24 protein-coding genes are annotated in these 19,824 nt (G+C 64.3%); 12 read left to right on the top strand and 12 right to left on the bottom strand.

Annotation, left to right across the window (positions count from 1 at the left end; genetic code table 11):
• Window positions 1-327: 327 nt before the first annotated feature.
• The gene (locus tag FJ953_RS12605; protein WP_140584074.1) at window positions 328-834 is read right to left on the bottom strand and encodes an Hsp20/alpha crystallin family protein; all 507 of its coding nucleotides are present in this window, start codon (window positions 832-834) and stop codon (window positions 328-330) included.
• A gap of 78 nt (window positions 835-912) precedes the next feature.
• Complete coding sequence (locus tag FJ953_RS12600) at window positions 913-1,395, bottom strand: Hsp20 family protein (protein WP_140500457.1); 483 nt, start codon at window positions 1,393-1,395, stop codon at window positions 913-915.
• Window positions 1,396-1,421: 26 nt separating this feature from the next.
• Here FJ953_RS12600 and FJ953_RS30420 point away from each other — a divergent pair, with 26 nt between their 5' ends.
• Both FJ953_RS30420 and FJ953_RS12595 read left to right on the top strand, forming a co-directional pair.
• The gene (locus tag FJ953_RS30420) at window positions 1,422-1,571 is read left to right on the top strand and encodes a hypothetical protein (RefSeq protein ID WP_181165362.1); all 150 of its coding nucleotides are present in this window, start codon (window positions 1,422-1,424) and stop codon (window positions 1,569-1,571) included.
• A 37-nt stretch (window positions 1,572-1,608) separates the two neighbouring features.
• Window positions 1,609-1,980 carry a DUF982 domain-containing protein gene (locus FJ953_RS12595; RefSeq protein ID WP_224671551.1) on the top strand — a complete coding sequence of 124 codons (372 nt, stop codon included), beginning with the start codon at window positions 1,609-1,611 and terminating at the stop codon, window positions 1,978-1,980.
• 123 nt (window positions 1,981-2,103) lie between these two features.
• Here FJ953_RS12595 and FJ953_RS12590 read toward each other — a convergent pair whose 3' ends face one another.
• Together FJ953_RS12590 and FJ953_RS12585 are read right to left on the bottom strand one after the other, a co-directional pair.
• A complete protein-coding gene (locus tag FJ953_RS12590; RefSeq protein WP_140500453.1) occupies window positions 2,104-2,382 on the bottom strand; it encodes an usg protein in 279 nt (92 codons plus the stop codon).
• Between the two features lie 24 nt (window positions 2,383-2,406).
• A complete protein-coding gene (locus FJ953_RS12585; protein ID WP_224518916.1) occupies window positions 2,407-2,748 on the bottom strand; it encodes a hypothetical protein in 342 nt (113 codons plus the stop codon).
• Window positions 2,749-3,084: 336 nt separating this feature from the next.
• Between FJ953_RS12585 and FJ953_RS12580 the strand changes: the two genes are divergently transcribed.
• The 4 genes from FJ953_RS12580 to FJ953_RS12565 all read left to right on the top strand — a co-directional run bounded on the left by FJ953_RS12580 (window position 3,085) and on the right by FJ953_RS12565 (window position 6,107).
• Window positions 3,085-3,399 (top strand): co-chaperone GroES, encoded by a 315-nt coding sequence (locus FJ953_RS12580; RefSeq protein ID WP_140513826.1) that lies wholly within the window; start codon window positions 3,085-3,087, stop codon window positions 3,397-3,399.
• Between the two features lie 57 nt (window positions 3,400-3,456).
• Window positions 3,457-5,088 (top strand): chaperonin GroEL, encoded by a 1,632-nt coding sequence (groL, locus tag FJ953_RS12575; protein ID WP_140513825.1) that lies wholly within the window; start codon window positions 3,457-3,459, stop codon window positions 5,086-5,088.
• Window positions 5,089-5,160: 72 nt separating this feature from the next.
• Window positions 5,161-5,472 carry a hypothetical protein gene (locus FJ953_RS12570; RefSeq protein ID WP_224518917.1) on the top strand — a complete coding sequence of 104 codons (312 nt, stop codon included), beginning with the start codon at window positions 5,161-5,163 and terminating at the stop codon, window positions 5,470-5,472.
• Window positions 5,473-5,810: 338 nt separating this feature from the next.
• Window positions 5,811-6,107: a DUF982 domain-containing protein gene (locus FJ953_RS12565; RefSeq protein WP_140624452.1), complete on the top strand. Its 297-nt coding sequence runs from the start codon at window positions 5,811-5,813 to the stop codon at window positions 6,105-6,107.
• Between the two features lie 87 nt (window positions 6,108-6,194).
• Here the strand turns inward: FJ953_RS12565 and FJ953_RS12560 are convergent, their stop codons facing one another.
• Window positions 6,195-7,112, bottom strand: a complete 918-nt coding sequence (locus FJ953_RS12560; protein ID WP_140624451.1) for a LysR family transcriptional regulator — start codon at window positions 7,110-7,112, stop codon at window positions 6,195-6,197.
• A gap of 133 nt (window positions 7,113-7,245) precedes the next feature.
• Here FJ953_RS12560 and FJ953_RS12555 point away from each other — a divergent pair, with 133 nt between their 5' ends.
• Window positions 7,246-7,884 carry a DsbA family protein gene (locus tag FJ953_RS12555; RefSeq protein ID WP_140624450.1) on the top strand — a complete coding sequence of 213 codons (639 nt, stop codon included), beginning with the start codon at window positions 7,246-7,248 and terminating at the stop codon, window positions 7,882-7,884.
• 35 nt (window positions 7,885-7,919) lie between these two features.
• Window positions 7,920-8,531 carry an NAD(P)-dependent oxidoreductase gene (locus tag FJ953_RS12550; RefSeq protein ID WP_140624449.1) on the top strand — a complete coding sequence of 204 codons (612 nt, stop codon included), beginning with the start codon at window positions 7,920-7,922 and terminating at the stop codon, window positions 8,529-8,531.
• Window positions 8,532-8,609: 78 nt separating this feature from the next.
• Here FJ953_RS12550 and FJ953_RS12545 read toward each other — a convergent pair whose 3' ends face one another.
• Window positions 8,610-10,064 (bottom strand): ROK family protein, encoded by a 1,455-nt coding sequence (locus FJ953_RS12545; RefSeq protein WP_140624448.1) that lies wholly within the window; start codon window positions 10,062-10,064, stop codon window positions 8,610-8,612.
• 35 nt (window positions 10,065-10,099) lie between these two features.
• Window positions 10,100-11,008 carry a tagatose-bisphosphate aldolase gene (locus tag FJ953_RS12540; protein ID WP_140624447.1) on the bottom strand — a complete coding sequence of 303 codons (909 nt, stop codon included), beginning with the start codon at window positions 11,006-11,008 and terminating at the stop codon, window positions 10,100-10,102.
• A gap of 278 nt (window positions 11,009-11,286) precedes the next feature.
• On the opposite strand from FJ953_RS12540, the gene FJ953_RS12535 reads away from it, so the two are divergent.
• The 4 genes from FJ953_RS12535 (at window position 11,287) to FJ953_RS12520 (ending at window position 15,497) form a co-directional block, all read left to right on the top strand.
• A complete protein-coding gene (locus tag FJ953_RS12535; RefSeq protein ID WP_140624446.1) occupies window positions 11,287-12,192 on the top strand; it encodes a sugar-binding domain-containing protein in 906 nt (301 codons plus the stop codon).
• Between the two features lie 427 nt (window positions 12,193-12,619).
• The gene (locus FJ953_RS12530; protein WP_140584091.1) at window positions 12,620-13,597 is read left to right on the top strand and encodes an ABC transporter substrate-binding protein; all 978 of its coding nucleotides are present in this window, start codon (window positions 12,620-12,622) and stop codon (window positions 13,595-13,597) included.
• A 99-nt stretch (window positions 13,598-13,696) separates the two neighbouring features.
• The gene (locus FJ953_RS12525; protein WP_140500436.1) at window positions 13,697-14,758 is read left to right on the top strand and encodes a ribose ABC transporter; all 1,062 of its coding nucleotides are present in this window, start codon (window positions 13,697-13,699) and stop codon (window positions 14,756-14,758) included.
• Window positions 14,751-15,497 (top strand): ATP-binding cassette domain-containing protein, encoded by a 747-nt coding sequence (locus tag FJ953_RS12520; protein ID WP_140500435.1) that lies wholly within the window; start codon window positions 14,751-14,753, stop codon window positions 15,495-15,497. The genes FJ953_RS12525 and FJ953_RS12520 overlap by 8 nt, the downstream gene beginning before the upstream one ends.
• A 12-nt stretch (window positions 15,498-15,509) precedes the next feature.
• Here FJ953_RS12520 and FJ953_RS12515 read toward each other — a convergent pair whose 3' ends face one another.
• The 5 genes from FJ953_RS12515 to FJ953_RS12495 are packed head-to-tail and all read right to left on the bottom strand — an operon-like array spanning window position 15,510 to window position 19,618.
• Complete coding sequence (locus FJ953_RS12515; protein ID WP_140624445.1) at window positions 15,510-16,016, bottom strand: L-2-amino-thiazoline-4-carboxylic acid hydrolase; 507 nt, start codon at window positions 16,014-16,016, stop codon at window positions 15,510-15,512.
• Window positions 16,013-16,804, bottom strand: a complete 792-nt coding sequence (locus FJ953_RS12510; RefSeq protein ID WP_140624444.1) for an ATP-binding cassette domain-containing protein — start codon at window positions 16,802-16,804, stop codon at window positions 16,013-16,015. The genes FJ953_RS12515 and FJ953_RS12510 overlap by 4 nt, the downstream gene beginning before the upstream one ends.
• Window positions 16,801-17,808, bottom strand: coding sequence for an ABC transporter ATP-binding protein (locus tag FJ953_RS12505; protein ID WP_181175016.1), 1,008 nt, complete (start codon window positions 17,806-17,808; stop codon window positions 16,801-16,803). The genes FJ953_RS12510 and FJ953_RS12505 overlap by 4 nt, the downstream gene beginning before the upstream one ends.
• On the bottom strand, window positions 17,805-18,635 hold the full coding sequence (locus tag FJ953_RS12500) for an ABC transporter permease (protein ID WP_140624443.1): 831 nt from the start codon (window positions 18,633-18,635) through the stop codon (window positions 17,805-17,807). The genes FJ953_RS12505 and FJ953_RS12500 overlap by 4 nt, the downstream gene beginning before the upstream one ends.
• Window positions 18,632-19,618, bottom strand: coding sequence for an ABC transporter permease (locus tag FJ953_RS12495; protein ID WP_140624442.1), 987 nt, complete (start codon window positions 19,616-19,618; stop codon window positions 18,632-18,634). The genes FJ953_RS12500 and FJ953_RS12495 overlap by 4 nt, the downstream gene beginning before the upstream one ends.
• Window positions 19,619-19,824: the final 206 nt, after the last annotated feature.

Here is a 19,824-nt window from a genome sequence, read left to right as displayed (position 1 = left end):
GAAGGTCACAGGTTCAAATCCTGTCCCCGCAACCAAATCAAAACAGCCCGGCTCACCCCGGGCTGTTCTTGTATCCGACTGATGGCCGCCCGCTGATTTGAGAACCCTCATCACAGGCCCAGCAAACACCCAAAGCCGACGCCCAAGGTCAAAAAGAAATCCAAGCCAAGCCAAGCCAAAGCGTTCAGCGGGCCACCGCACAAAAGGCAGACCTGTCGCCGAAGATAATCCAGCCAGCAAGCGATCGCGTCCGCAGTGTAAGCCGTCAATACTGCCGTCTCGACCAGAACCGGCGGGTGGGTTTGTCCCACCGCCGGCATAGGTGGTTCAACTCTTGATCTCGATCCGCTTTGCCTGCGCTTGCGCTCTCGCGGTCTTCGGCAATGTAACCGTCAGGACGCCGTTCCTGAAGCGCGCTTCGACATTGTCTTGCTCTACCTCGATGCCGAGCGGAATGCGGCGCTCGAAACGACCGTAATAGCGCTCGGAGAACTGGCGCTCCTTGTCCTCGGTCTCGGACCGCTTTTCGCCCTTCAGGGTCAGCACGTCGTCATCGAGCAGGACCTCGATGTCCTTTTCCTCCATGCCGGGCACTTCGGCCGTGACACGGACCTCCTTTCCAGTGTCGGAGATCTCGACGCTTGGCCAGCGTGCGCCGTCGGCGGCAACGGAAGACAAGGACGGCAGCCCCGAACCGAAACCACGGAAAACATCGTCGAAAAGACGGTTGACCTCGCGGTGCAACGACATGAACGGATCACGTTCGCCATCGCGCAAAAGGCTGGGCACCTGTCCGCGTTCCCGGCCAAAAGGAATGAGATCACGTACGCTCATTGTCTTTCTCCTCTTTGCTTGCGTCTCCACCACCGGGCGACCGGCGTCCGGTTGGTGGAAGCCCTGACCCGAATTGCCTCACGCGGCCTGTTTTTCCACTTGCACGGGCTTTGCCGCGGATTTTTCCTTGGCTTTGGCCATGCTGGTGCCGATCTCGATCTTGCGCGGTTTCATCTCTTCGGGAATCTCACGCTGAAGATCGACGGTCAGGAGACCGTTGACGAGGCCGGCGCCGGTCACCTTCACATGGTCGGCAAGTTCGAAGCGTCGCTCAAACGGCCGTCCGGCGATGCCGCGATGCAGGTATTCGCCATTGTCCTCTCCGGCACGCTCGCCGGCGATGACGAGCATGTTGGGTTCATGCACGATGCTCAATTCGTCTTGACCGAAGCCGGCTACCGCCATGGTGATGCGGTAGGCGTCGTCACCGGTCCTGGAGATGTCGTAGGGCGGCCAGTTGTCGACGTTCGCCGTGCGGCTGGCATTCTCCAGCAGGTCGAAAATGCGGTCGAAGCCTATGCTCGACCGATAGAGCGGTGAAAAGTCGAAAGCGGTTCTCATAGCCATATCCTCCTTCGCTGAGCAACATGGGTACGAGGAGTGCCAAGGATGCGGCACTCCTTGACCTGCCGGCCCTTCCGGCGCCGGCGGAATCGATCTGGGAACTGACGGGCGTGGCGTCAAGAGGCCTGATCGAACGTCTCGTCGAGATTCCGGCGGCCCTTGACGCGGCCTGAACGGCTGACCATCTCGATCACGGATGGACGGTCGCCGGTGACGCCATCCGATTGCTTACTCGCAAAAAGACGTCAAAAAACGGAGGAAGTGATGAACGATATTCGGTTTCCCCAGCCGATTACCCTCGAATTGTCGGACGCCCCACGCAAGGTCGCCAGCAGCTTCGAGGCTCTGGAATGCCTGGATCAACAATGGCCGAAATGGGCGCGCGGACCAAGCTGGCGCGCCGCCGGCCGTGCATGCCGTGATGCGCTGGATGGCTGGCGCAGCGGGCGTGCCGCCTACAAGGCCTTCTTGAAGGCGGCCAAGCGAGCCGGCCTGACGAGGGGCCGCTCCGCTTCGCCCCAGCAATTCCGTTCCGCGGCGATGTCAAGGACGGCCCAGCCGATGGCTGTCAGAGCAGGATGACACGAATCCCATCACTCATCCTGCTCGGGAACTCTGATTTTAGGTATGCTCAATCGAGCCTTTGAGCGCGCCGCGTTGCAGGCGACGCGCTTCAGGTTTTTTGATCCGCTCAATGTGATCCGCTCAATGGATGGCAACGATGCCGTCAACGGCGCGCCATTCCGACGGTGTGATTAGACGATGATGTGCGACGCGCACGGAATGCAGCGTGCCGTCCAGTTCGCTTTCCCAATAGCCAAGGAAGCCCTTCAGCTCCGGGAAATCGGGAGCGAGGTCGTATTCCTGCCAGACATAGAGCTGCAGCAGGTTGGGGTAGTCAGGCATATGATAGTGAATCTCGGCCGTGGTCAGGCCGTAGCCATCCATCTGCAGGCGGAATTCTCTGCTGACCGCAGTCACCATATGTTTCTCCTTTCGCTTACGACCTCATGCATTCATCCTGGCGAAGTCGTGCCGGAATTCATCCGGCGTGGACCGCGGCGCCGGCACGTCGATGTCGAGCTTGCACAAGGCCTCCATGACGTGGTCGAAGGAAACCGGCCGCTCGACTCCCGGCGGCAGGCGCAGTTCCGGCATCGACTCCACCGCGCAGGCATCCGAGGCCCAAGACGACAGGATCGCCCGCTTTTCCCAGAGGTCGAGCGCGTCGTCTTCCAATACCTCGTCAGGATGTTTGAAGTGCCTCGCCGGCGAAAGCAGCCGGTCAAGCGAGGTGTCGGGCGTGTCAGTCAGGGAAGGCATGATCGGCGAAAATTTCTGTCGGTCCATCGTTGTCCTCCGTCTGCAAAAACTCCTCGATAGCGTCCAGTTTCCGGCTGTGCTTCGGCAGCGCCGGCCAGGATAATCTTGTTGGCCCTCTACCAAAATTCAAGCGGTGAAATCGTCGACTTGGTGAGAATTCCTGCATGATAACAACGCGTTGGCACTCTCGTGCGACGAGTGCCAAAATTTTTGCGCCAACCTCTTGAAACCGGAAAATTCCAAAACTAGCTCGATATGCGCGCGCGATGCCTGAACAAGGGTCGCGGCACCTCGTGCCGGGCCGATATTGCCGGTCCGGCGCGGAGGAACCTCAAAAACTGTTTGTCCTTGAAGGAGAACGACATGACGTTCCGCCCATTGCACGACCGTATCCTGGTCCGCCGCATCGAAGCCGAGGAGAAAACGGCTGGCGGCATTATCATTCCCGACACAGCCAAGGAAAAGCCGCAGGAAGGCGAGGTGATCGCCGCCGGCCCCGGCGCCCGAAACGAAGCCGGGCAGCTACAGCCGCTCGACGTCAAGGTGGGTGACCGCATTCTGTTCGGCAAATGGTCCGGCACCGAGATCAAGCTCGGCGGCCAAGACCTGATCATCATGAAGGAAAGCGATGTGATGGGCGTGATCGAGCAGACCGCGACCGTGAAGAAGGCCGCCTGACGGCTTCTTGCCAAGTTATCAGTCAACGAAAGCTGCCTAAATTGAAGGAGTGATCCAATGGCTGCCAAGGAAGTGAAATTCCATACCGAAGCCCGCGAGAAGATGCTGCGCGGCGTCGACATTCTGGCCAATGCGGTGAAGGTGACGCTCGGTCCCAAAGGCCGCAACGTCGTTATCGATAAATCCTTCGGCGCGCCGCGCATCACCAAGGATGGTGTGACGGTGGCCAAGGAGATCGAACTGGAAGACAAGTTCGAAAACATGGGCGCGCAGATGGTGCGCGAAGTCGCTTCGAAGACCAACGACATCGCCGGCGACGGCACCACGACCGCGACCGTTCTGGCCCAAGCCATCGTCAAGGAAGGTGCCAAGGCCGTTGCCTCGGGCATGAATCCGATGGATTTGAAACGCGGCATCGACAAGGCCGTGGAGGCGGTCGTCGCCGAACTGAAGGCCAACGCTCGCAAGGTGACGAAAAACGATGAGATCGCCCAGGTCGGCACCATTTCGGCCAATGGCGATCCCGAGATCGGCCGGTTCCTCGCCGAGGCGATGGAGAAGGTCGGCAATGAAGGTGTCATCACGGTGGAGGAGGCCAAGACCGCCGAGACCGAACTGGAGGTGGTCGAAGGCATGCAGTTCGACCGCGGCTATCTCAGCCCGTACTTTATCACCAACCAGGACAAGATGCGCGTCGAGCTCGAAGAGCCCTACGTGCTGATCCACGAGAAGAAACTGTCCAACCTGCAAGCCATGCTCCCCGTCCTCGAGGCAGTCGTGCAGTCGGGCAAGCCGCTGCTGATCATCGCCGAGGATGTCGAGGGCGAGGCGCTCGCCACGCTGGTCGTGAACAAATTGCGCGGCGGCCTGAAGGTCGCGGCAGTCAAGGCGCCCGGCTTCGGCGATCGCCGCAAGGCGATGCTGGAGGATATTGCCATCCTCACCGGCGGCACGGCGATCAGCGAGGATCTCGGCATCAAGCTCGAGAACGTCACGCTGCAGATGCTGGGCCGCGCCAAGAAAGTGGTGATCGAAAAAGAAAACACCACCATCGTCGACGGCGTTGGCCGCAAGGAAGAGATCCAGGGCCGCATCGCCCAGATCAAAGCGCAGATCGAGGAGACTACCTCCGACTACGACCGCGAGAAACTGCAGGAGCGGCTGGCGAAGCTCGCCGGTGGCGTCGCCGTCATCCGTGTCGGCGGTTCGACGGAAGTCGAGGTGAAGGAGCGCAAGGACCGTGTCGACGACGCGCTGCATGCGACCCGTGCGGCGGTCGAGGAAGGCGTACTCCCGGGCGGCGGCGTCGCGTTGCTCCGGGCCGCCAAGGCGCTCGATGCCTTGCCGATCGACAATGCCGACCAGAGGACCGGTGTCGAGATCGTGCGGCGTGCGATCGAGACCCCGGTGCGCCAGATCGCGGAGAACGCCGGCGCCGAGGGCTCGATCATCGTCGGCAAGCTGCGTGAGAAGAGCGAGTTCGGCTGGGGCTGGAACGCCCAGACCAACGAGTTCGGCGATCTCTACGGTCAAGGCGTCATCGATCCGGCAAAGGTCGTGCGCACCGCGCTTCAGGATGCCGCTTCCGTCGCTGGCCTGCTGGTCACCACCGAGGCGATGGTAGCCGAGAAGCCAAAGAAGGAGGCCGCGACCCCTGCCATGCCCGCCGGCGCGGGCATGGACTTCTAGGACGCTTGGAGGCCGCCCGCTCCCAGAAGTGGGAGCGGGCGCTTCCCGGGGAAAGTTTGGAGAGAGACCACTATGACCGGTATCGGTTCGGTTTCGGCGCCCACGCATCCGGCAAACGAATTTCTCGCCTACGAGGCAGAATGCAGGAGCGTGCTGGGGCCATTGTTGATGCGCGTTCTCGACATGGCCGAGTCCGCAGGCTGGAGCCGCCGTACGGCGGCGTCGACGCTGATGTTCCTGGCCGCGCAGCATGTGTCGGCAGCCTCGGAAGGCTCCGGCGGCTCAACCAGGGATGGAGGACGCGATCATCGGAGCCCCACAGCAAACGATGGACCGATGTCCGGTTGGGAAGAGGACCGACATGATCGTGGGCCAATTGCGTGAATGCCTGAAAACGTTGAGGTGGAAAGCGGCAGACCTCGTCGACGAGCTTGGTTGCCCGCAAAGCCAGGTCGCCGCCTGGCTCGATGGGCGGGCGCTTCCGCCGCTTTCCGTCCTTGCCTGGCTCGAGGCGCTCGCCAGGGCGCATAGGGCGCTACCGGCGCCTGGCCGAGGCTCGCCAGTGCTCAAGCCAAGCTCGGTCGAGCCAGCCGAGATCAGGCTCGCGGCCGCCGGAAATCCGACGACACCGGCGCACCCGCCCTATCCGCGCCGACCTGTCTTCGCGCACCAGGCTGCCCGACATGCTTCGGTTCGTTTGCCATCGAATGGAGGTTTAAATCATGGCACAGATGCGCTTTGAAGAACCCGTGACGATCTTGGTCGGAATGGGGCTTCCGGTAACGATCGAGACTGCGATGGAAGCATATGCCGTGTTGCAGGACTGGCCCGTTGCCAGCCGAAACGGCGCCCATGCCGTCGCCCTCAACGCTTGCAAAGCCGGCATTGCCGGTGAGATCGATGCGGAAACCGTGCGGGCGACCTTGATCGCCTTCGCGCGCCGCAATGACATTCTGGTGCCGAATATGATCTCGCCTGCCAGTATCGCATCCGGTGGCCGCGCCGTGCGAGCGGATTGAGTATCTATTTGCGACCTATCGGTGAGCGCCCCGGCGACCAAAGCGATCAGCCCGCCAGCCTCGAGCTGGCGGGCGGTGCTCGCCGCCTCAGGCCGTTTCGACGAGACGCGAGCGTTTCTTCTCGGCGGCCGCCAGCAACTCGACGAAGGCGCGGACCTTGGCTGGCCGGAACCGGGCCGGAGGGAAAACGGCATGGATGCCGCCGGCAGGCAACATCCAGTCGGCAAATACCGGCACGAGACGCCCCTCGGCGATATCGTCGCCGACACTGTAGTCGGGAAATACGCCCAATCCGATACCGGCGAGCACGCAGGCAAGAGCCGCCGGGCTCTTGTCGCACATGATGACCGGGTTGAGTTCGGTCAACACCGTTTCTCCCTCTCTTGAAAACAGCCATTGGCCGATGCCGCGCAGCTGGGCGTTGCCGACCCAGGCAAGCGATCTTGCCTGGCGCGGGGTGACATCGGGCGGCAGGCTTGCGGCGAAGCTCGGGTTCGCCACCACGACCTGCTGTATCGTGCCCAGGCGCCGCGCCTGATTGGACGAATCCGCAAGCCAGCCGACGCGGATGCCGAGGTCGATCTGCTCGTCCACCAGATTGCTGACGGCGTCATCGAAAATCGCCTCGACGCGCATATGCGGATAGGTTCGGAGATAGGCGGCCATGACCGGCGCAACGATCTTCGTGCCATAGTCGAGCGGCGCGGTCAGCCTCAGCATTCCCTTGGGTTCGATCGCCCCGTGCGAGATCTCGCCATAGGCCGCTTCGGCTTCGCGCAGGATGATCATCGCGCGGTCGTAGAACAGGCGACCCTCCTCGGTCGGCATGACACGCCGCGTCGTGCGCCGCATGAGCGTCGCGCCCAATTCCTGTTCAAGCCTGCCGACCTGGTGGCTGACCACGGCCTTGGCTACGCCAAGCCGGTCCGCCGCCGTGGTGAACGAGCCTGTCTCCATCACCGTGGTGAAATAGACGAGCCGATTGAGATTCAGGAGTTCGGTCATGCGCTTTGTCTGATTGGATCAGACAGTCTGTATTATTGGACGCTATTTATTGCAAGACCGCCACCTGCCACATGTGGCCAAGAAGTCTGGCGGATGCGGCAGCCAACGCCACGGCAACGGAGACCGGACGATCGTGGGCAATCCAGAAGTGACCTACCTTTTCGATCCGCTCTGCGGCTGGTGCTATGGCGCAAGCCCGATGCTCGAAAAACTGTCCGCCAGCGGCGTGCGCATCGAGCTCTTGCCGACCGGCCTGTTTTCGGGGGCAGGCGCCCGGCCGATGGATGACGGTTTTGCCGCCCATGCCTGGGCGAACGACCAGCGCATCGAGCGCTTGACCGGACAGGTTTTCACGCAGGGCTATCGGGACAACGTGCTGAATGTTCGCGGCACGTTGCTGGATTCCCATGCCGCGACCCTCGCGATCACCGCGGCGGGCCTCGAAGATCCCGACCGCCGGCTCGCCGCGCTGAAGGCGATCCAGAACGCGCGCTATGTCGATGGGCGCGATATCGTCACGGTCGGCGGTGTCGCCGAGGTGCTCGCCGACGCCGGCATGGCCGATGCCGGCGAACTGGTGAAGGCGCCAACCGAAGGATTGCTGACAGCTCACCGCGAACTGGTCGGCCGAGGCCGCGCGCTGTTCCAGCGCCTGCATTCCAACGGCGTGCCTTCGCTCGCCATCATGAGCAACGATGCGCCGCGCCTCATCGGTTCGAACGCGCTGTTCGGCAGTTTCGACAATCTCCTCGCTCATATCGCGGCCGCGTGACCCCCAACCGACCTCCAACAAGGAATGGAAAAGACATGGCAAAAGTCGCTCTCATCGGCGCATCGGGCGCAGTCGGTTCGCGCCTGCTCAAGGAACTCTCCGGCCGTGGCCACACGGTCACCGGCATCGCCCGCAATCCTGAAAAAATCGCGGCGCTGCCTGGCGTGGCGGCCAGGAAGGGCGACGTCTTCGACATGGAAGGCCTGGCCAAGCTGATCCGCGGCCACGATGTGGTGATCAGTTCGGTGCATTTCCTCGACAGCGATGCCGACACGCTGATCGCCGCGGTGCGAGCCTCCGGCGTGAAGCGCTACCTGGTCGTCGGTGGCGCGGGCAGCCTTGAGGTCTCGCCTGGCAAGCGGCTGGTCGACACGCCCGAATTTCCTGACATCTACAAGGCCGAGGCGCAGAAGGGCGCTGACTTCCTGGACAAGCTGAAGACCATCGATGACCTCGACTGGACGTTCCTGTCGCCGTCCGCCATGTTCATCCCAGGCGAGCGGACCGGCAAGCTCCGCCTCGGCAAGGACACGCTTCTGGCTTCGGACAAGGGCAGCAGCATTTCCTTCGAGGATTACGCCATCGCGATGGTCGACGAGATCGAGAAGCCCGCCTACATAAAGCAGCGCTTCACCGTCGGTTATTGACTAGGCAGGCCTGGCCAGCTCGAAAGCGAAACGGCTTTCGGAGTTGGCGAGCCCAGCTGCTTCTTGTCCATCAACGTTCTAAACGTCGCCCGTCATCATCGCTCGCAGCCATGCCATGATGGCATCGAAGTCGATCGGTTTCGTCGTGTCGACGTCGAAGAGCGGGCCGCGCCGCAGCGGTTCGGCGCGCCTGGCGAGTTCGATCAGTTCGGGGATATAGGCCGCGCCTGGATGGCCGGCGGGACGCTGGCCGAGCCGGGCGCCATAGCGTTCGGCCAAAACCTCGCCCGGCGCATGGCACCAGATTTCGACGGTCTGTTCGACCCCGGCATTCCTGAGATGATCCTCGAGCAGCTCGCGCGGCTGGAAACCGAACCAGGCGTCGACGATGAATGTGGAGCCCGCTGGGGCTTCGCCGACGACTGACCAGATCGCCTGATAGCTGGCGCGGCCGAGCGTGCGGTTGAATGCGCGGTCGCCGCCGCCGAGCGCTTCGAGAAACGGATTCTTGATCGTATCGAGCGCAAGCAACGGCCATCCCATGCGGTCGGCGATGCCGCGCGACACCGTGCTCTTGCCGCTGGCCGGGATGCCGTTGACCAGCACGGCGCGCCTGGCCGCGCCGGCTTGCACAAAATGCCGGCCAAAAATCGGCGCTGTCGCCATGTCTGTTCCGGCCAGCGCCTGCAATCCCGCCCCGATCACGCCGGCGTCGTCGCCGAGCTGCGCCGGCTCGACCGGGCACTGGTACCACGGCGCCAGGGCCGGCGCGCGGCCGAGCGCCTTGTGTGCCGCCCAGCCAAGACCGCCGCCGAGCAGGACGACACCGGGGTCGAACATGGCGACGCTGGTATCGATGGCGGCACGCAAAGGCATTGCCCAGGCTTCGAGTATAGCGCGCGCCTGGACGTCTCCGGCGGCGTTGCGGGCAAAGAGCTGGTCGACCGAAAGGTCGGGACGCAAGCCGGCCCGCGCGATGTGACGGCCAAGCGCGGTGCCCGAACTGGTGGTCTCGACACAACCGTGCCGGCCGCAGGCGCAGATCTCGCCATTGACGTCGACGGTGATGTGGCCGAGCTGCCCTGCCGTTGCCCGGCCACGCATGATCCGCCGATCTTGAGCGACGGCCCCGCCAATGCCGGTGCCGATGGTGAACATGGCGACGTCGTGATGGCCCCGGCCGGCGCCGAGCGCCATCTCGGCGACCAGTGCCATGTTGCAGTCATTGTCGATGACGACGGGCTTGCCGGCCATGTCCTCCAGGCACTGCGCCAGCGAGACGGAGGCCAGATTGACATAGCCGCCGGACAGGACCGCGCGGCGATGCGCGTCGACGCGGCCGGGAACACCGATGCCGATGGCCGAAACCTCAGATGTATCGAGCCGGCGCACCATCCCGGCGATTCGCGAGAGCACAAGCTGCGGGTCCGGCGCGCTCTTTTCGGACAGACGTTCGAGGATTTCCCCGGTGCCCGAAATGCGGGCGGCCCGCAGATTGGTGCCGCCTATATCGATCCCTATGCTGAGAGGCATGACGTCCTGCACGTGCCGGTGATCCAACGCAGATATCAGGCGGCGGCCTTGCGCCGGTGATACCCGATCACCGCCTGGATCTCACGCAATCGCGGCACCGCGATGGCCTTAAGCCTTTCGCGCTGAATGTCACGATCGAGCGAGATGCAGTCCTTCCACAGCGAGCGGCCGGCGATGACGCCGGAGGCGCCGTTCTGCATGGCAATCTCGACCTGGCCGAGGAAGGTGGCGTGGTTGACGCCGGCCGAAAGCACCGCCCACGGCACCTCGCCGGCCATTCTCGTGATGTTGGCGCAGGCTTCCGGCGTTCCGGGATACGGAAGCTTCAGCACCTTCGCCCCGCACTCCAGCGAGATCCTTGTGCCTTCCTCGACAAGCCACGGCGTCTTCGCCGCATAATCTTCAGGGCTTTCGCCTTCGAGCTGATAGGTCAGGAATTCGACGACGAGCAACAAATCTTCCTGCCCGAAATCGGCGATGCATTGGCGCAGGATGGCAATGTTGTGCTCATTCGCTTCGGGCTTGTCGGCCCGCAGATACACCATGATCTTGCCGCCCGTGCCACCCAGTTCGCGCACGCGGCGCGCATCGATGCCGGGGACAAGGCGCGACAGGCGATAGCCTTCAGGCGAGACGTCGAAACCCGAGGCGTCGAGGCCGATAAGCAGCGCGGTATCGCGGTTCAGCACGCCCTCCTCGACAACCCGCGGCACCGCGCAGAGCGGGTCGAGCAGCACGCAGGACGCGGCACTTGCAAGGTAGCGCGTGATGTCGGCCTTGGTGTCGCCGAGCATGTCGTTGGTGATCCTGGCCTGTTCGGCCGGATCCGACGCCAGCAAGGTGCGCATGCCGCCGCGCTGGTCGCAGGCGATGGCCAGCATGGCCCCGTCCTTGCCGCATATCTGCTGATAGCCGCGCAGCTCCGCGGTGGTCATCTTTGTCATGGTCTCTGTCCGATGTTGGCGCTCTCTGGCCGAGGGCGCGGATCCCGTGGAAACAAGAATGTTCAGTTTTTGCCCGCCTGCCGGCAGGGGAGAATTGCCGTCTTGATGCGCCGTCCGGAAAAGCACACCTTGCCGGCGCCTGGGCAGGACGGCCTCAAGTTGCGAGTTCGCCGGATTTGCGCGATAACTCCCATCGGCGTATACGTGTGTAACACGTTGCTGAAAGGAATTGCAAGCTGGCTGTCCCTCCCATTCAGGATGCGACCGCATCGCGCACGATGCTGCACACGGTCGCCAAACTGCATTACGAGGCGGAGATGTCGCAGGTCGATATCGCGCGGCAGCTTGGCGTCTCCACCGCGACCATATCGCGCCTCTTGCAGCGGGCGCGGGCGGAAGGGATCGTCCGTATCGAGGTTCTCGATCTGGCGGCACCTGAGGAGATCACCGGACAGCTAATCGATAGGCTAGGCCTGCGTGACGCAGCGGTGGTCGAGACGCCGGCCGCAGGCGCGCTGACGGCGCTGGCCGGCCCGCTCGGCGGCCTTCTCAAGCAGGCGCAATTGGTGGCCGGCTCCGTGGTCGCCATCGGCTGGGGGCGCGCGGTGCGCGAGGTGATCCGCGCCGGCCTGCCGCGCATTCCGGGCGTGCTGACCGTTGCCGCCACCGGCGGCATGCAGCAGCACGCGGCGCATTTTCAGGTCAACGAATTCGTCCGCCTCGCCGCCGAGGAGTTCGGCGGGACACCGCACTTCATTCATGCGCCCTATCTGCCTTCCAGTGAATTGCGTGAAGTCTTCCTTGGTGATGCCGCCATCAGCGATGCCGTCGCGCTGTGGGACAGGACCGATGTGGCGATCGTCGGCATCGGCCTGCCGCATGCCATCAATGCACCCGAGGCGAGCGCCGCCACGCCGAGCGAGCAGGCGCTGGTCCATGCGGCCGGCGATGTCCTTCGGCATTATTTCGATGCCGATGGCGCGCTGATCGCCTGGGAAGGAGAGGGCCGGATGATCGCTATGTCGCCGGCGCAGCTCCGCGCCGTGCCGCTGGTGATCGGTGTCGCGGCGTCGCCGGAAAAGGCGACGGCCATCATCGGCGCCGCTCGCGCCCGGCTGATCAACGCCGTGATAACGGATACGAAGACGGCGCAAGCCATCCTCGCTACCCTGCCGCCGCGATAGTGCCGCCCGCCGCCCCGCCGCCGCATTCCAGTTCGCGAGGGCGATTTTACGAAATCGGTTGTGCCGCCGAGAAGTCGAGGCAATAGTTCGGCGGGACTTTGTGGAGCAGTCGGATGTTGCGTGAAAAATCCGGCGTTGCGACCCGGAAAACCGAGTTGCAATTTATTTCTGCAAAGTGTTACAAGTTTGTGAACTTGGCGTGCAATGCATGCCGGGTGCCGTGGTTCTCTGACCTCGCGGAGGCGAGGAAGTGACCGTGGCTATCGTGCCGGTCGGCTGGACCGGCTGACATATCGACTGGAGGGCGCTTGGGAGGAGCTGCCCGCGAAAAGCAAACAGGCGTTCCCGGCCGTCTTGTCCCAAGCGGACGACGGCCATTCGATGTCACTTGCAACGGCAGATCTGCCAACACAATGAGGAGGATGTCATGAAGAAGATCGTTGCCGCGCTCGCGGCTCTCGCCGTCAGCGCGACGGTGCTTATCGCGCCCGCGCAGGCGCAGGACAAGAAATACACCATCGCGCTCGTTCCGGGCCTGACCACCGACGGTTTCTACATCACCATGCGCAAGGGCGCCCAGGCCGCGGCCGACGCCCTTGGCGTGAACCTGGTCTTCCAGGGCGCTCCTGAGTTCAATCCGGTCACCCAGGTGCCGGTGCTCGACGCGGTCATCGCCAAGAAGCCGGACGCGATCCTGATCGCGCCTACCGACAAGGTCCAGCTGGTCGAGCCGCTGCGCAAGGCCAATGACGCAGGCATTCCGGTCATCACCGTGGATACGTTCATCGGCACCGGCGCCTATCAGACCGGAGCGGGTGACGCCGATTTCCCGCTGGCCTACATCGCTTCGGACAATGTGCTGGGCGGCGAAATCGCGGCGCGGGCGCTTGCCAAGGCCGTCGGCGACAAGGGCAAGGTCTACGTCTCCAACGTCAAGCCCGGCATCTCGACCACCGACCAGCGCGAGGAAGGCTTCAAGAAGGAGATGGCCAACCATCCCGGCATCACCGTTCTCGAGACCCAGTTCAATGACGACGACGCCAACAAGGCGGCCTCGCAGCTGCAGGCGGTGTTCGCGCGCAACCCCGACCTCGTCGGCGTGTTCGGAGCCAATCTGTTCTCGGCGCTGGGCGCCGCCAATGGCGTCAAGCAGGCAGGGCAGACGGGCACCGTCAAAGTGGTTGCCTTCGATGCTCCGACCAGCATCGTCGACAACATCAACACCGGCCTTGTGGATGTGGCGATCGCCCAGCATCCCGCAGAGATCGGCTATTTCGGCGTCGTCTCGGCCTATGCCCACCTGACCGGCCAATCCATCCCGGTCATGATCGGCACCGGCTTCACGATCATGGACAAGTCCAACATCGCCGATCCGAACATCTCGAAGTATCTCTATTCCGAGTAAGTCCGGACCAGCTTGGCTCTTCCCGGTGCGCCGGGAGGAGCCTGTGCCGGTCCCGCCAGGGCGGGACCTGTTTGAAGGCAGCCGCGCCGCGGAGTACTCATGACCTCGACATCACCAGCACAGCCAGCCGAGAAGCATGTCGCCCCCCAGGCTGACCACGGCGATCCCGCCAGGAGCTGGATCGCACGCATCGCCGAGGGGCGCGCCTGGCTGTTTCTCGCCGGCCTGATCATCTGTTTCGAGATCTGGTCGCGGAGCGCCTTCGGCGCCACTTTCGTGCTCAATCCGTTCAATCTTCAATCCATCGCGATTTTCGCCGTGGCGCCGCTGCTTTTGGCGACCGGGCAGACCTTCGTCATCATATCAGGCGGCATCGACCTGTCGCTGGGCTTCATCATGGGCCTTGCGGCGGTCATCGCCGCGCATGCCACCAACATGGCGGGCGCCGCCATTCCGTTGCCGTTGGCCATGCTGGCCGGCATCCTTGCCGCGGTGATCGTGGCCGGCGTGCCCGGCGTCATCAACGGCTTGCTGATCTCGCGGCTCAGGGTCCCGCCCTTCATCGGCACGCTCGGCATGTTCGGCGTCGCCCGCGGTGTCGCCTTCCTGCTTGCCGGCGGCACGACGGTGCCGGTACAGAATTCCTGGTTCGCACTGCTCGGCAACGGCAAGTTCCATGGCGTGCCCTATCTGGTGATGATCGCCGCTGTCTTCGTCGTCGTGATGCACTATCTGCTCAGCCAGACCCGGTTCGGCCAGCACAATTACGCCATCGGCGCCAATGTGCAGGCGGCGCGCCGCGCCGGCATCGACATCAGGGGCCACATCCTGCGGCTCTACGTGCTGTCGGCAATGTGCGCCGGCCTTGGCGGCGCGCTCTATGCCGCGCGCTTCACGGCGGGGGCAGCGCAGGCCGGCGAACCGCTGCTGCTCGACAGCGTCGCGGCGGTGGTGATCGGCGGCGCCAGCCTGTTCGGCGGCTCCGGCACGATCTTCGGCACCGTCGCCGGCGCGCTGGTGATCGCGGTCATCCAATACGGGCTGGTCTTCGTCAATGTGGAGCCGTTCTGGCAGTTCATCGCCGTCGGCGTCGTCATCATCATTTCCGTTCTCATCGACCAGGCGCAGCGCCGGTTCAGTGGAGCCCGTCAGGATGAATAGCACCGAGCCCCTCCTCGAAGTCCGGAACCTTTCCAAGCACTTCGGTGCGGTACGGGCGCTCAACGATTTCTCCATGGCCGTGCGGCCGGGCGAAGTGGTGGCGCTTGCCGGCGACAATGGCGCCGGCAAGACGACCCTGATCAAGGCAATATCGGGCGTGTTCCAGCCGACGGGCGGAGAAATCCTGCTCAGAGGTCAGCCGGTGGCTTTCGCCACGCCGCAGGAGGCGCGCGAAAAGGGCATCGAGACGATCTACCAGGATCTCGCGCTGGCCGACAATCTGTCGATCGGTGCCAACATCTTCCTCGGCCGCGAACCGATGCGCAAGGCGTTCGGCTTCCTGCCGGTGCTCGACCGCAAGGCCATGGCCGAGGCCGCCAGGGAGACGATGAAGCGGCTGGACTTCCACGTCAGCCGATTGAACGCGCCGGTCAGCAATTTCTCCGGCGGCCAGCGCCAGGCCGTGGCCATCGGCCGCGCCGTCTACTGGGACGCGCAGATCCTGATCATGGATGAACCGACGGCCGCGCTCGGCGTGCCGGAGCAGCGCAAGGTGATTTCGCTCATCCATCAGCTCAAGGCGCAAGGGCGCGGCGTGATCTTCATCTCGCATAATCTGCAGGACATCTTCGCCGTTTCCGATCGCATCGTCGTGCTGCGGCGCGGGATCCAGGCCGGCGAGCGCAAGATTTCCGAGACCAACCATGATGAGGTCGTCAGACTGATGGTCGGCGGCTAAGGCCGTCAATTGCTAGCCGGCATCGCGGTTGGTCAGCGCGATATGGCAGCAGCCGCTGCCGTGGCCGGGCGTCCAGGTGACATTGTCGAAGCGCACGCCGGTCGCCTCGAACAGGCCACGGTCGAAGGCGCCGGCGATGCGGCAGAGCGTCGCGAGTTTTTCCTCGCCGACGCCGGCCTCGACCCAAGCATCCTTGAGGGGGCAGCGTTTCACCTTGAAGGCGATGCGGTCGGGCCCGCGTTCGACATCGGTCGGATACATCCGGCCGTCATCCGGGCTGACCGACAGGAAAGCTTCGCCGATTGAGCGCGCGTCGTTGGGACCGAATGCGGCGAAGGCGGCTGCGGCCACTTCCTTGCCGCGCTGCTCGATGGTCCGGGTCATTATCGCCTCGGCTCTTTCGGCGCCCAGCTCTCCGGTCAACTGATCCAGGAACAGGCGATAGAGGTCGGCCCGGTTGCGGAATGCGGAATCGAGTTCGCGCGACAGTTTCTCGGCTCTGGCTTCGGGGTCGATCATGATGCTTCCTGCGTGGTTCTTCTGAGCTTTGGTGCGGCTGCCACGAGCGCCTTGCCGATAGCCGATCGCGGCGCGTCGATGACAGCACGGGCATCGCCGCTCTCGGCAATCCGCCCGCCATCGAGAAGGATGACGCGGTGGGCTACGGCCCTGACCACGCCGAGATCATGCGAAATGAAGAGATAAGCGATCCGTTCCTGGCGTTGCAGGTCGAGCAAAAGATCGAGGATCTGTCCGCGCACCGAAACATCGAGCGCCGAAACCGCTTCGTCGAGCACGATCAGCGAGGGTTTCGTGGCCATGGCGCGGGCAATCGCCACCCGCTGCCGCTGGCCGCCCGAGATTTGATGGATGGCGCGAGAGGCAAGCTCCGCCGCAAGCCCGACGCGCTCCAGCAGGGCGGCGATACGGCGCGGGCGCTCGGAACGGGAGGCGAGCCCGTGGATACGCAAGGGATCGTCAAGCACGCGCGCCACCGTGGCGCGCGGATTGAAGGCGGCAAGCGGATCCTGAAACACCATCTGCAAGCGAGCGCGACGCGCACGCAAGCCGGCGCCGCCCAGAGCCAGGAAATCATGGCCTTCAAACTCGATCCGGCCGGCATCCGGCTCGATCAGCCGCAACACCAGCCGGGCGATCGTCGACTTGCCGCTGCCGGAGGGTCCGGCCAGCGCCAGCGTCTCGCCGGGCCCGATTTCGAAGGAAACGTCGTCGACCGCGGTAACCGTCTTGCCGCCACGGCGGTAGTGCCTGGTAAGGTTGGAAACTGCAAGCACGGGGACGCTCATGCGATCATGCCGTGGTGCAGCGGTTCGGCGTCGAGGCCGATATGGGCCTCGAGCAGCGCGCGCGTGTAGGCTTCAGTTGGCGCACTGACGATCTGTTGCGTGGCGCCAAGTTCGATCAATTCGCCATGCCGGAACACGGCAATGCGGTCCGCCAGCTCGGCGGCCAGCGCAATGTCGTGACTGATGAACAGCAGCGTCATGCCGTCTTCTTCCACCAGCCGCCGGATCAGTGCGACGATCTCGGCCTGCACGATGGTGTCGAGCGCGCTGGTCGCCTCGTCGGCGATCAAAAGTCTTGGGCCGGCTGCGATCGCGGCTGCAATCGCCACACGCTGCTTCTGGCCGCCGGACAGCTGATGCGGATAGGCGCGCAGGGCGGAGTCCGGGTCGGGCAGGCGGACGCGTTCGAACAGGTCCTTCGCCTTGGCGTATGCCTGAGGCCATGTGAGACCGAGATGGGTCCGGGAGACTTCGGCGATCTGTTTGCCCACGGTCATGACAGGATCGAGGCTGGCGGACGGGTCTTGAAAGATGAAGCCGATATCGCGGCCGAGGAGGGGTGTGGGGCTTGGTTTGGAAGTGGTCTTTTGGACGCTGCGTTCTATGAGGCCCCCCTCTGTCCTGCCGGACATCTCCCCCTCAAGGGGGGAGATTGCACCTTCATCTCGGCCTTCGCCAATCCCCAATGGTGCAGGGGAGCCATCGGCGAAGCTGCCAATCTCCCCCCTTGAGGGGGAGATGTCCGGCAGGACAGAGGGGGGTGCCTTCGCACCCAATCTCGACGGTCGCAAAACCCAATCGATACGTCCGTCAATCCTGGCGCTCGCCGGCAACAAGCCTGCAATCGCCAGCGCCAATGTGCTCTTGCCCGAGCCGCTTTCGCCGAGGATGGCCAGCCGCTCGCCAGCCACGATGTCGAGGCTGATGTCCCTCAGCGCCACCACCTCGCCGTCGTCACGGCGGTAGGTCACCGCGAGGTTGCGGATCGAAGCCAGCGCGGTCACGACAGGCCTCTTCTGACCGCCGTGGTTTCAACGATGCCTTCACCGGCGAGATAGACGCCGAGCACCGTCAGAACCAGTGCTATGCCGGGTACGATCGACAGGAAGGGCGCGGTGCGCAGCACGGCGCGGCCCTCCGCTATCATGCCGCCCCAGGTGACCCGATTGGGGTCGCCAAGGCCGAGGAAGGACAAAGCCGCCTCGGTGAGGATCGCCGCTGCCACGATCACCGAGGACAGCGCCAGCACCGGCGGCAAGGCATTGGGCAGCACCTCGCGAAAGGCGATTTCCAGCGGATGCATGCCGATGACGCGCGCGCCGGCGACGTAGTCGCGCTCGCGGATCGACAGCACTTCCGCGCGGGCCACGCGCGCGGGCCCTGTCCAGGTGCCGAGCGCTATTGCCGCCACGACGACGCCGAGCGAAGGGCCGACGACGCTGACGAAGGCTAGCGCCAGCAGAAAGCCCGGCACGGTCTGGAAGGCATCGGTGACGCGCATCAGCACCTCGTCGGTGAGGCCGCCGGCAAACCCGGCCACCGTGCCCACCATCGAGCCGATGGCCAGTGCGGCGGCGGCTGCCGCAAGGCCGACGGCAAGCGATGTGCGGGCGCCGTGGAAAAGCTCGGCCAGCACGTCGCGGCCGAGGCGATCCGTGCCGAGCGGCAGCGACCAGTCCTGGAAGGGCGGCAGCAGCGCCGGGCCGGCGATGGCTTGCGGGTCGCCCGGAAACAGCAGCGGCGCCGACAGGGCCATGGCGCACAATGCCGCCAGGAGTATGGCGCCGGCGACCGCCTCCGGCGTGCGCAGAAAGCGGCGGAGCGTGCTCATGTGCCGGCCTCGCTGGCGCCGACGCGCGGGTCGAGAAAGGCATAGGCGACATCGACGAGAAGATTGATGACGATGACCAGGACGGCGCTGACGAGAATGATGCCGAGCAGCAAGGGCGTGTCGCGCGCGGCCACTGCCTCCTGCGCCAGCCGACCCAGACCGGGCACGGCAAAGACACTCTCGATGACGACGCTACCGCCCAGCATCTGCGCCGACTGCAGGCCGAGCATCGTGACCAATGGCAGCAGCGCATTGCGGGCGACATGGGCAAGCACGATGCGGGGGCGCGACAAGCCCCTGGCGCGGGCGGCCAGCACAAAATCCTGCCGCCAGACCTCGGTCATGCCGGCACGCATCATCCGCAAATAGAGCGCCAGGTAGATGAAGCCGAGGGCTGAGACCGGCAGGACGAGATGGATGGCGATGTCGGCGGCGCGGTCGAGGCCGGCCTTGCCGGAGGCGATGGTCTCGATGCCGCCGATCGGCAGCCAGCGCAGGTCGACAGCGAAGACGACGATCAGCACCAGGCCGAGCCAGAAACCCGGCACCGCGTAGAGCGCCAGCGAACCGATGGAGAGAAAACGGTCGCGAAAACTGCCCGGCCTGGCGCCGGCATAGATGCCCAGCGCCGAGCCGAGGCCGAAGGAAAGCGCGGTGGCGCTGCCCATCAACCACAGCGTGGTCGGCAGGCGCTCGAGGATCACGTCGCGGATCGGCCGCGAAAAGGTGACGGACTGGCCGAGATCGAGATGCAGCAGCGCCCAGAGATAGTTGGCGAGCCGCGTCAGCTCCGACTGGTCGAGGCCCCAGCGATGGCGCAACAGCTCGACCATGCCGGCATCGCCGCCGGTAGAGACGATATAGGCATCGACCGCGTCGCCCGGGGCGGCCTCGAGCAGCAGGAACGTGCCGATGACGACGATCAAAAGCACGAAGATGCTGCCGACGAGGCGACGGCGGAGGAGTATGAGGGCGCGGTTCATGCGGCCCTCGATGGGTTGGCGATACGTTGGTTAGGACCGCGCCTGGGCACCCCCCTCTGTCCTGCCGGACATCTCCCCCGCAAGGGGGGAGATTGGCTGTCATTTTTGGCTTCGCCAATCCCCAACGTCGGAAAATTCGCGGGACAGACAAGTTGCCAATCTCCCCCCTTGAGGGGGAGATGTCCGGCAGGACAGAGGGGGGCCTC

This window comes from Mesorhizobium sp. B2-3-6 (assembly GCF_006442305.1).
Taxonomy (GTDB): Bacteria; Pseudomonadota; Alphaproteobacteria; order Rhizobiales; family Rhizobiaceae; genus Mesorhizobium.
This window is presented reverse-complemented; position numbering and strand designations above follow the sequence as displayed.